We start from the raw sequence: 11,550 nt of genomic DNA, 5'->3' as shown, positions 1-11,550 counted from the left end.
TATTTTTTTGCAAAAAATTAAATGTTGGAGTTATTCACCCCAACATTTATTATAGAACCTTTTAAAATAATAAATTGGTATAAAAACGAATGATTAAATAAATAAAAAATATACATATTACAGGTTCTGCTAATTTTGCAGAGGAGATTGTCAATATAAATCTATACTTTTTAGTGCTAAAAGGATAAAATAATTCAATGCCTCCAATAGTAAGAAAATCCCCAACAAGATGTGAAGCCATTCCTAATAAAAAAGCAATAAGAAGAGAATGAGGAAGAATATCTTTTAGAATAAAAGATACTACAAAGAAAATCATACCTATCCCTAAAAAACTATGAGTAAAGCTTCTATGTTGGGACAGGCCAATGATCATAAGCAAAATAGCTACTGTAAAAATCAATGGATATTCCCATCCATATTTATAAATTAAAAAACTTCCTATACCACAATAAAATAGTACTTTTCCAAATCTGTTTTTTATAGGAAGAATCTTTTGATTAAGTTTTGCTTTAGGATGATCCAAATCGGGAATTAAAGATCCCAAAATAGCAACAACAGTTGTAGAGATATTAGGATCATATCCTAATTTTGGAAGTATATATAAGCTGGTCACACAACCAAATAACATATGGGTTTTACCAGTCATTGAGAAATCTCCTTCTTTTTCAATTTAAAAACATACGTTCTATTTTATTATAGCATATTTAGATCTGGTTGTGAGAAAATAAATGTCGATATTTGCTTAAAAGTATGAATTATGTATGATATGATCATGAATTAGAAAAACAAGGAACAATTCTTGAGAATTTGTGATATTTTTTGTGACTATGTCTACAAAATGAGCCATTGTTAAAACAATGGCTCATTTTGATATGTACAATATTTGGCTAAGGCATTTGCAGCACATGAACCACTATGTAGGGCTCCTTGTAACCATCCATGACTTGAGGAGGTATGTTCTCCTGCAAAGAATACTTTATTATTGTATTCGGGTGTAACCATAGAATAAGAAAAAATTCTTTTTTGTTCAGGCATAAAATAACAAAAAGCACCATAAAAGTAAGGAACGTCATTCCAATTGATCGTTTTATAATCTATTACGATTTTGTCCATATATCCTATAGGTAGTCCATGTACCTTTTCAATTTGTCTTTTTACAAGTTCTACTTTTTTATGTTCTTCCATATTTCCAAGTCGAATAGCATCTTGTCTATAATTATAGGATGCCAACAAAACTCCAGGACCGTCAGACGAACAAGAAGTTGTGAAAGGATAATTTCTCTGATTAGAAGGATAGAATATAGCTGAAATAAGAAGGTCAGTAAAAGATCCACCGCCTACAATACTTTCATTAGGACCTCCTTTTTCCCAAAATCGATTATTACATAAAAAAAGTATTTTTTGTGCATTAGAATACTCTACTTCTCGTATAGCTTGCATTTTTCTTGTAGTAAAAGGGGGATTGATTTCTATATTTCGAAGACTAGAAAATGGAATAGTACAAATAATATAATCAAAAGTTTCTTCATTTATTTTTTCATTACAGGTGTTTTTATATTTTAAAGTTATATGATGATCTGCAGATAAATAAATTCCTCTGATCCAATGACCAGCTTTAAAAGTAACCTTTCCTAATAAATCAGGAGAAATATGAGGATATTCAGAAGGATTCATGCAAATCAAAGAACGATAAAAAGAAGATGAAAGGTTTGAAGAACCTCCAATGATTTCATATAAAAAAGAAAAGTTAACTGGATAAATTTCTTGTAGAGTTTCAATATAACTGTTGTAATAAAAATCACCTTCAAGAGGAGATACACTTCCAATTAAATCAATAGCTCCTTCGCTAAGTCCCATTTTCTGTAATACCTGTCTAATATTAAGATAGCCCCAATCATTGATCAAAGGATCATAAGCAGGCTTTACTTGAAGAATTTCTTTTCTTATAGAAGGTGGTATAGATAAAAGGGGTGTTTCTAGAGCATATTCTATGAGTTTTTGCCAAGGAATAGTTTTTTCCCATGGATAAAGAGGAAATTGTGGATAAATTTTTTCCATTACATTCTTTCCAGCAGGGTCATTACGTACTCTTGTATTTCTTACATATAAAAAAGCATTTTTATTGTTTAGAATAAAGGGTCTTGTATGTAGATGAAAAAGATTAATATAATGCCAAGTTGTTTCATGACTTACAGGAATACGCATAGGACCTAATTCTCCATAAAGATTTTTATCTTTATCAAAATAGTAAGTATAAATTCTTCCTCCAATTCTTTCTTTTGAGGCTTCAAATATAGTTATGTCAAAGCCTAATTTTCTTAGTTCAAAAGCTGATGCTAGACCTGCGGCACCTGCACCAATAATTGCAATTTTTTTATTTTTAAAAGAACCAGCAGGAGAAATTGTTGTAATATCAGGAGGAGGACTTAAGCTTTTTATAATAGGATGAAAGTCTGTAGATCTTTGTGCTTGATGTAGGGCATACAAAACAAGTTGATGACGATCATAAGTAGTGGGATCATTAGGTTGAAGGAGAGGATGATCAATCATAATATAAGACTCCTTTCTAACGATATATATTTATTGAATCTATGAAAACTAATTCTTGATGTATATATATTATAAAATAGGATAAAAAATGAGTGAAAGGATGATTTGGTAAATTTTTTCATGTTTCAAATAATAATTTTTAAAATGGTTAAGATAAGTAGTATAAATAGAAAAAATTATATCTTGACAATATTCGTATACAGTATATAATTTTTATGTAAATTCATTAGAAATGGGGAATGATATTGGCTAAAATTACTAATAATAAATTGAAATTGTATGGATTTAATAATTTAACAAAGTCACTTAGTTTCAATATTTATGACATCTGTTATACAAAAACAGAAGAAGATCGAAAAAAATATATTGAATATATTGATGAACAATATAATTCAGAACGATTAACAAAGATTCTTACAGATGTAACCAATATTATTGGTGCGAGTGTGTTAAACGTTGCCAAACAAGATTATGATCCACAAGGAGCAAGTGTTACTCTTTTAATTTCAGAAGAAGAAGTTCCTTTATATGTTTTAGATCCATCTTGTAATAGAGGTATTTTAACACCCATTCGTGAAAATATTGTAGGCCATTTAGATAAAAGTCATGTAACCGTCCATACCTATCCAGAAAGTCATCCTCAAAATGACATTAGTACTTTTAGAGTAGATATTGATGTAGCGACTTGTGGTACAATCTCTCCAGTAAAAGCATTAAACTATTTAATAGGAAGTTTTGATTCAGACATTATTACCATTGACTATAGAGTAAGAGGATTTACAAGGGATATAGATGGAGAAAAGCATTTTATAGATCATCCAATTAATTCCATACAAAATTTTATTGAAAAAGAAACTATTAACAGATATGACTTGATTGATATGAATATTTATCAATCTAATATATTTCATACAAAGATGAAAATAAGAGATTTCAAATTAGATAATTATTTGTTTGAAATTAAAGAAGAAAACTTAAATGAAGCAGAAAAAGATGAAATTATAGAAAAATTAAATAAAGAGATGACAGAGATTTTTTATGGAATCAATGTAATAGAGGGATAAAAAGATCACCAAGTGGGTGATCTTTTATCTTTTTAAGGTAACCATTCTTTTTCTATATACTCCCCATAAACTTCCTAATATGGCTCCAAACACATCAAATATGAGGTCTAGATTTGTATCTATCAATCCATCTTGATGGCTTGAATCAAAAATAAAATCTAATAAAAATTCTCCTATTTCATATAATACTCCTATTGTTATGCCTAAAGAAGCAATACATATAAAAGTAAGCGTACGAGAGGAAGAAAAATCTCCCCAAAATAGTTGAATCAAAGCATAAGAAAAAAGAGTTATACAAAAAGATCCAAACATATGCAATGCTTCATCAAACCAATATACTTTATCATACCAATGAAGAGCAAATCCTAATAAATCTATAATAATAGTAACAAGAATCAGTATTTTTACATAGGATTTTATTGCATACTTTTTTTTTGATTCCCAATAGATATAACAAAGATAAAGAAAATATAGGATAGAAGTATAGAATAAAAAGTGATATTGTTTTTTTGAAAAAAATATAATCATAAAAGAAAGCATACTTATCGTAAAAATAAGATATAAGAATTTAAAAAATTTTTTCATAAAATAGCCCTCCAATAATATTTGAACAAATTTAGTATTTGTATTAGAATAAATCTATATACCCCAAAAGTATTTATATGAACTACCTTTTTAATAGGTTTTACATATTAAGTTATAGGAATGAAAATAATAAATAAAGTTAGGGGTATGTTATATTTAAGTTACCATTATTTCATTTTAAGGTTTGGAGTTGATAAACATGAAATTGTGCTCAGTTTGTAAAAAAAAGATTGCAATTGTATTTACATCTCAAATAGAGAATGGAAAAACAGAAATAAAGGGATTATGTATGGAATGTGCTAAAAAAATGGGTATTCCTGTAATAGATCAATTGATGAAACAAGCAGGAATGAATAAAGACGATATAAAAAATTTGACAGAAGAAATGAATTATATGTTTGAAGATATGGACATGGAGAATATGGATGAAGAGAATTTGGCAGATATGCTAGGAGGGGCTTTTCCATTTATGAAGGACTCTGTTGAAGAGGACAAAGAAACTACAATTCATGTAGATGAAGATTCTAAAGAAAAGAAAAAAGAAAAAAAAATAAAGAACAAGAAAAAATACTTAGAAATGTATGGAACTAATTTAACAGAACGAGCAAAGAATAAAGAAATAGATAAAGTAATTGGAAGACAAAAAGAAATAAGTAGAGTAGTACAAATTTTAAATAGAAGAAATAAAAACAATCCTATTTTAATAGGAGAACCTGGAGTGGGAAAAACTGCTATAGCAGAAGGTTTAGCCCTTCGTATAGTAGAAAGACAAGTCCCTCAAAAGCTTTTTCATGCACAAATATATCTTTTAGATCTTACAGCAGTAGTAGCAGGAACTCAGTTTAGAGGACAATTTGAAGGTAGGATGAAATCAATTATTAAAGAAGCTAAAGAGTGTGGAAATATTATATTAGTTATTGATGAAGTACATAATATTATGGGAGCAGGAGAAGTTCATGGTGGAGTGATGAATGCTGCTAATATTTTAAAACCTGCTTTAGCAAAAGGAGAAATTCAAGTCATAGGAGCAACTACCTTAGATGAGTATAGAAAACATATTGAAAAAGATGCTGCACTAGAAAGAAGATTTCAACCTGTATTGGTAGAAGAACCAACTATAGAAGATACAATAGAGATTTTAAAGGGAATTAAGAACTACTATGAAGATTATCATCAAGTAAAAATCTCAGAAGAAGTGATTAAAGCTTCTGTACATCTATCAGAAAGATACATTACAGATCGTTTTTTACCAGATAAAGCCATAGATGTAATTGATGAGGCAGGTTCAAGAGCCAACTTAAACAATACAGGTCTTTTAGCAATAGAAAATATAAAGGAAGCATTACAAAGAATTCAACAAGAAAAAGAGAATGCTGCAATCAATAATGATTATGAAAAAGCTGCAAAATACAAGATGGAAGAATTTCAATTGGAACAACAACTTTATGAATTAGAGAAAAAACATAAACAAGTAGAAATACAAGTAGAAGATATAGCTTATGTAGTTGAGGCTTGGACAAATATTCCAGTTCAAAAGATTACAGAAGAAGAAGCACAAAAATTGATTCATCTTGAAGATAGAATTCATAAAAGAGTTATTGGTCAAGATAAAGCCATTGTTAGTCTTGCAAGAACTATAAGAAGAAATAGATCAGGTTTTAAGAAAAAGAAAAAGCCTGCTTCCTTTATTTTTGTAGGTCCTACAGGGGTAGGTAAAACTGAATTGGTAAAGACATTAGCATATGAACTATTTGGAGATGAAGACAGTATGATTCGTGTGGATATGTCTGAGTATATGGAAAAACATACAGTTTCTAAATTGATTGGAGCTCCTCCAGGATATGTAGGTTATGATCAAGGAGGACAACTGACAGAGAAAGTAAGAAGAAAGCCTTATTCTGTGATCTTGCTAGATGAAATTGAAAAAGCTCATCCAGATGTATTTCATATGCTTTTGCAGATTCTTGAAGATGGAAGACTTACAGATAGTCAAGGAAGAACAGTATTTTTTGAAAATACAGTAATTATTATGACTTCTAATGCAGGTACTAACTTTAAAGCTAATTCTATAGGATTTTCTAATAATAATGATCAAGCATTAGAAGACCATGTAAAAGATGCTCTCAAAGAAACTTTTAAACCTGAATTTTTAAATAGAATTGATGAGGTTATTATATTTAAATATCTTCAAAGAGAAGAATTAGTCAAAATAGTAGATATTATGTTAAAGGAAGTAGTAGAAGAAGCAAAACAAAAAAATATAAGATTAGAGGTTTCACAAGAAGTAAAAGATTTCATATTAAAAAAGGGATATGATGAAAAATATGGAGCAAGACCTTTAAGAAGAACCATTCAAAGATATATTGAAGATGAAATAGCAGAACAATATCTTCAGAGGAATTTTGAAGAAGGAGATTGTATCGAAATTTTACTAAAAGAAGGGAAAATTGTTCTACAAAAATAGCTTTATAAAATAAATTTTTTTTAGTAGAAGAAATTATATCAAAATATAATTTTTAAATAGCTAGAAAGGATCTATGAGTTACTCATTAGATCTTTTTCTTTTTTTATAAAATACTGAAGACGTGGTATAAATAATAAGGGAAAGTTACATTTTTGTAGAAATTTATAATTATATAAAGATATAATTACTTTTTGTTACTCTCATGTAACAATTTATATCAAAGAAAAGTGTATAATAGAGGTAGCAAAAGAAAATAAAAAGAAAAGCAGGTGAAAAAATGAAAAAAAATGTAAAAATAGGAATGATTTTATTAGCAATTATAGTAGTTGTTGTATGTGCAAAGGAAGAAATTATAGACTATGTTTTTGCATCAAATAAAGCTTCTGCTAAAGGAGAAGAGACTCAATCTGTAGAGAATATACTACAAACAAATGATAAAGAGGAACATGAGAATGCTATAGAAGAACAAAAAATTGAAAATAAAATCTATAAAGTTCAAAATAAGATATTTTATACAGGAAATAAAGAGAAAAAACAAATTGCTATAACTTTTGATGATGGGCCAAGTAAATATTATACGGATAAGGTCCTAGAGATTTTAAAGCAATATGAGGTTAAAGCTACTTTTTTTGTTATTGGAAGGCATATAGAAAGATATCCACAAGAACTAATAATTATATCGCAAGAAGGACATGAAATTGGAAATCATAGTTTTAATCATAAAAATTTTAATAAGCTTACAAAAGCTCAGATCGAAGAAGAATTAATGAAAACACAACAGGCACTAAATAATACCATAGGGAATCATACAAATATTTTTAGACCGCCTTATGGGGCATTGGGAAAAGACTCTTTAGAATCTGTAAATGAATTAGGATATAATGCAGTAAATTGGTCTGTAGATACAAGAGATTGGTCAGGAGTTTCTGTAGAACAGATCATGGACAAGGTAAAACATCAACTATATTCAGGAGGAATTATATTGATGCACTCTAGTGGTTCAGATAAAGCAATGGAGAATATGCTTACAGCACTCCCACAAATTATTGAATGGGCTAAGACAGAGGGGTATGAGTTTACTACAGTTTCTCAGTTGCTTGAATTACAAGAAGGTGAAATATAAAAAAAGAGGATGTATTTTGAGCCTGTAAATATTTTATACTACCTTATTTTATATTACTTTAAAAAAATCAACTTCATATTTTGAAGTTGATTTTTTATTCAGATGTATTTAATTCTCATTTTTTATCTTTTCTGCTAGATCATTTAAATATTCTTGTCTTTCCATCTTTAAAAGAAGTTCTTCTTCTGTATGATCTTTTTCACCCATAAGTTCTTGAAGTTTTGTAAAATTTGTAGAATATTTTTTCATTTCTTCTTCTAGTGTAGATAGTTTATTTTCTAGCTTTTGTATTTCTTGATCTATGGTTTCATATTCTCTTTGTTCATTATAAGTAAATTTTAACTTTTTTTCCTTTGATTTTTGAGGAGTACTTTTTTTAATGTTTTTTTCTTCTTTGATTTCTTCTTGAATCCATCTACCACTTTCATAAAAATCAGAATAATTTCCTGTATGTTCTATGATTTTTCCGTCTCCTGCAAAGAAGAATATTTTATTGCAAATTCTATCTAAAAAGTATCGATCATGAGATACACAGATGACGACTCCATTAAAATCATCTATATAATTTTCTAAAACCTTTAGGGTATCGATGTCTAAATCATTAGTAGGCTCATCTAAAATGAGTACATTAGGAGCATCCATTAAAACTCTTAATAAATAGAGTCTTCTTCTTTCTCCGCCTGATAGCTTTGAGATATAAGTCCATTGCATATCTGGAGCAAACAAGAAATTTTCCATCATTTGAGAAGCACTAATTTTTGTACCATCTTCTGTAGTAATATATTCAGCTTTTTCTTTGATATACTCAATAGCTCGTAAATTTATATTCATATCTTCTGATTCTTGAGAAAAATATCCAATTTTTACAGTAGGACCAATATCAATACTACCTTGATTAGGAGTTAGTTTACGTGTAATTAAGTTTAGAAGAGTAGATTTACCTGCCCCATTATTTCCTATAATACCAATACGATCATTCTTTAAAGAAATATAGCTAAAATCCTCTATTACTTTATTATCAAAGCTTTTAGATATATTATTTATTTCAATAATTTTTTGACCTAATCTAGAGTGAGCTACACATATATCTATATTAGAATCATCTATAGGACCAGAAGTATCTTTTAATTCTTCAAATCTTTGAATTCTTGCCTTTTGTTTTGTAGTTCTTGCTTTTGCACCAGTTCTGATCCATTCTAATTCTTTTTTATATAGACGCTCTCGCTTTTTTTCAATGGATGATTCAAGGGCTTTTCTTTCAAGCTTTTTTTTAATAAACTCAGAATAATTTCCTGTATACATGTAAACTTTTCCATAGTCTAGCTCTAAGGTTTTATTCACGACTCTATCTAAAAAATATCGATCATGAGTAATCATTAGTAAAGAGCCTTTTCTAGTAGTTAGATATTTTTCTAACCAATCAATAGTATCATGATCCATGTGGTTGGTAGGCTCATCTAAAATCAATAAATCACAAGGAGAAATCAAAGCACTAGCTAGAGCTATTCTTTTCTTTTGTCCTCCAGATAGAGTTCCTATTTTTTGATGAAAGTTATGAATTCCAAGCTTTGTGAGAATGGTTTTGACTTGATTTTCTATTTCCCATGCATCCATTGTATTCATATTGTCTGTTAAATGTAGTAGTTTTTTTTGTAGATCGAGATCATTTGCATTTTGAGAAATCTTTTCTAAGGTATTTTCATAGTCTCTTATGATATTCATAATTTGAGAATCACTTTTAAATATTTGTTCTAAAATAGTAGCATTAGAATCAAATTCTGGATTTTGTGGAAGATACTCAATTGTCATTTTACTTGGCATATGAACAGCTCCTGTATCTGCTACATCATCTCCTGCAATAATTTTTAAAAGAGAGGATTTACCCGTTCCATTTACACCAATTAAACCAATTTTATCAGTATCACCAATAGAAAAAGATATATTTTCAAAAAGTATTTTTTCACCATAAGATTTAGATATGTTTTCTAAAGATAAGATATTCATTATAATCATCCTTTGTTTTATATTTATTTATTTATTTTATCATAAATGATGAAAGGAACAACTATTCTTTATAGATTGAGAAGGATAATGGAAAATTTTAGAGAAAAGTATTGTTAAAAATGAAAAGGAGAGATATATTATGGATATAAAAGTAGTTGTTACTATTGCTGCAAATATTGAGTGGGAGACTGTATGTGATGTTTTTAAGGGAGTAAGTCTTAATAATTCTCCATATGGACAATGGTTTTTAACAAATATAAAAGTGAAAGAAAAACTAGAACCAGTAATATTTTTTCAAGGAGGATGGGGCAAAGTATGTGCTGCTGGTTCTACCCAATATATTATTGATCACTTTAGTCCTAATATACTTATTAATTTGGGAACTTGTGGAGGGTTTAAAGGATATATACAAACAGGAGATATTGTTTTAGTAGATCGAGCAATTGTTTATGATATTTTTGAAGAAATGGGAGATCCATCTGAAGAAATTGACTATTTTACTACAGATATAGATTTATCTTTTTTGGATGGAGATTATCCTCATAAAGTTACAAAAACATTGATGCTTACTGGAGATAGAGATCTTCAACCTAAAGAGCTGAAATATTTGCATGAAACATTTGGTGGGGTTGTAGGAGACTGGGAATCAGGAGCCATTGCTTGGGTTGCAAAAAGAAACGAAACAAAACTTCTTATTCTAAGAGGAGTATCTGATATAGTAGGAGAAGATGGGGGAGAAGCTTATGGAAAGATAAATGTATTTGAAGAAAATGCTACTAAGATTATGAAAAAATTAATTCAGAATTTATCTAATTGGATTGAAATTGGGAAATAATAGTCACGCTATTAGGACAAAGGGAATATGATAAATTAAGATGCTAAAAAAGGGTTGCTTATTTTATGATTGGAGGTTTAAGAAATGCCATGGCAAAGATATATTCCCAAAGACCAGGATAAAGAGAAACCAAGGAATTCTTTTTCAAATATAAATTCTAAAAATACAACAGTAAAAGTTACAGGAGGAGCAAATGGAGAATGTAGCAATACTCCAGTAAAAGTGATGGGATTAACAACAGGTGTCATAGCAAAAATTCCGGTAGTATTAGCACAATTAACTCTACAGTTAAATATGAATGCTGTGATTGAGTTACCTGAATCTGCCTTAGATATAAAAAGTGAAAAAAATAATATCCAGGTAAAGCAATGTGTACTTTTACAAGATACGAGAATGCTTTTTATAAAGGGATATGTATGTAAACAGATCAATTATATAACAGCTAGTTATTATAATTATGGAGAGAATCGACATTGTACAGTAAAAATTCCTTTTCAGTATAATACAGAAGTTGATTTTAATGGAATAGAACCACTAAATTTATTTTCTAATCAATCAGAGGTATTAGAGTATGATAGACCGAAAGATCTTTATATTCCAAATTATATAGAACAGGACAATCGATTTAATGAAAAAGTAACACAAAAAAATCAAAAAAGCATTGAATATTTTAATGAAATTCCTTATTGTGAGGTAGTAAGTAGTAGAGTGATTGAAATAAATGAATATATGGACTTAAGCAAATTTCATTTATATAAGAAAGAAAAGACTTTTAAAAGTATAGAAGAAAAGATAGTTATATATCTTACTTTAAGGATACTTCAGAATCGTCAAGTAAATATTCCATCCATAGATTTATCTACAATGTCAAATAAAGAAATGAAAAGTATACATTAAAACCACTTGGTATTTAAACCAAGTGGTT

The 11,550-nt window shown here is 28.7% G+C and carries 9 protein-coding genes; 5 read left to right on the top strand and 4 right to left on the bottom strand.

The features are described from left to right. Positions 1-61: 61 nt before the first annotated feature. Both EK368_RS09525 and EK368_RS09520 read right to left on the bottom strand, forming a co-directional pair. Positions 62-646 (bottom strand): metal-dependent hydrolase, encoded by a 585-nt coding sequence (locus EK368_RS09525; RefSeq protein WP_129598909.1) that lies wholly within the window; start codon positions 644-646, stop codon positions 62-64. A 203-nt stretch (positions 647-849) separates the two neighbouring features. Next, complete coding sequence (locus EK368_RS09520; protein WP_129598907.1) at positions 850-2,550, bottom strand: flavin monoamine oxidase family protein; 1,701 nt, start codon at positions 2,548-2,550, stop codon at positions 850-852. 245 nt (positions 2,551-2,795) lie between these two features. Between EK368_RS09520 and speD the strand changes: the two genes are divergently transcribed. Further along, entirely contained in the window at positions 2,796-3,614 is an 819-nt protein-coding gene (speD, locus tag EK368_RS09515) for an adenosylmethionine decarboxylase (RefSeq protein ID WP_129598904.1), read from the top strand. A gap of 24 nt (positions 3,615-3,638) precedes the next feature. On the opposite strand, the gene EK368_RS09510 is transcribed toward speD, so the two are convergent. Beyond that, positions 3,639-4,199 (bottom strand): DUF2238 domain-containing protein, encoded by a 561-nt coding sequence (locus EK368_RS09510; RefSeq protein ID WP_129598902.1) that lies wholly within the window; start codon positions 4,197-4,199, stop codon positions 3,639-3,641. A gap of 199 nt (positions 4,200-4,398) precedes the next feature. Here EK368_RS09510 and EK368_RS09505 point away from each other — a divergent pair, with 199 nt between their 5' ends. Beyond that, on the top strand, positions 4,399-6,663 hold the full coding sequence (locus EK368_RS09505) for an ATP-dependent Clp protease ATP-binding subunit (protein WP_129598899.1): 2,265 nt from the start codon (positions 4,399-4,401) through the stop codon (positions 6,661-6,663). 277 nt (positions 6,664-6,940) lie between these two features. Further along, the gene (locus EK368_RS09500) at positions 6,941-7,786 is read left to right on the top strand and encodes a polysaccharide deacetylase family protein (RefSeq protein ID WP_129598897.1); all 846 of its coding nucleotides are present in this window, start codon (positions 6,941-6,943) and stop codon (positions 7,784-7,786) included. A 108-nt stretch (positions 7,787-7,894) separates the two neighbouring features. Here the strand turns inward: EK368_RS09500 and EK368_RS09495 are convergent, their stop codons facing one another. Then, positions 7,895-9,790 carry an ABC-F family ATP-binding cassette domain-containing protein gene (locus tag EK368_RS09495; protein WP_129598894.1) on the bottom strand — a complete coding sequence of 632 codons (1,896 nt, stop codon included), beginning with the start codon at positions 9,788-9,790 and terminating at the stop codon, positions 7,895-7,897. Between the two features lie 139 nt (positions 9,791-9,929). On the opposite strand from EK368_RS09495, the gene EK368_RS09490 reads away from it, so the two are divergent. Next, the gene (locus tag EK368_RS09490) at positions 9,930-10,625 is read left to right on the top strand and encodes a 5'-methylthioadenosine/S-adenosylhomocysteine nucleosidase family protein (RefSeq protein WP_129598892.1); all 696 of its coding nucleotides are present in this window, start codon (positions 9,930-9,932) and stop codon (positions 10,623-10,625) included. Positions 10,626-10,709: 84 nt separating this feature from the next. Then, entirely contained in the window at positions 10,710-11,522 is an 813-nt protein-coding gene (locus tag EK368_RS09485) for a CsxC family protein (RefSeq protein ID WP_129598889.1), read from the top strand. Positions 11,523-11,550 lie beyond the last annotated feature (28 nt).

Origin of the sequence: Anaerophilus nitritigenes (assembly GCF_004138215.1) — a bacterium.
Lineage (GTDB): Bacteria > Bacillota > Clostridia > Peptostreptococcales > Thermotaleaceae > Anaerophilus > Anaerophilus nitritogenes.
This window is presented reverse-complemented; position numbering and strand designations above follow the sequence as displayed.

Bases quoted from the DNA above. Each gene is read 5' to 3' on its own strand.
- EK368_RS09525 (WP_129598909.1), bottom strand. From the start codon at position 646: ATGACTGGTAAAACCCATATGTTATTTGGTTGTGTGACCAGCTTATAT.
- EK368_RS09520 (WP_129598907.1), bottom strand. From the start codon at position 2,550: ATGATTGATCATCCTCTCCTTCAACCTAATGATCCCACTACTTATGAT.
- EK368_RS09510 (WP_129598902.1), bottom strand. From the start codon at position 4,199: ATGAAAAAATTTTTTAAATTCTTATATCTTATTTTTACGATAAGTATG.
- EK368_RS09505 (WP_129598899.1), top strand. From the start codon at position 4,399: ATGAAATTGTGCTCAGTTTGTAAAAAAAAGATTGCAATTGTATTTACA.
- EK368_RS09500 (WP_129598897.1), top strand. From the start codon at position 6,941: ATGAAAAAAAATGTAAAAATAGGAATGATTTTATTAGCAATTATAGTA.
- EK368_RS09495 (WP_129598894.1), bottom strand. From the start codon at position 9,790: ATGAATATCTTATCTTTAGAAAACATATCTAAATCTTATGGTGAAAAA.
- EK368_RS09490 (WP_129598892.1), top strand. From the start codon at position 9,930: ATGGATATAAAAGTAGTTGTTACTATTGCTGCAAATATTGAGTGGGAG.
- EK368_RS09485 (WP_129598889.1), top strand. From the start codon at position 10,710: ATGCCATGGCAAAGATATATTCCCAAAGACCAGGATAAAGAGAAACCA.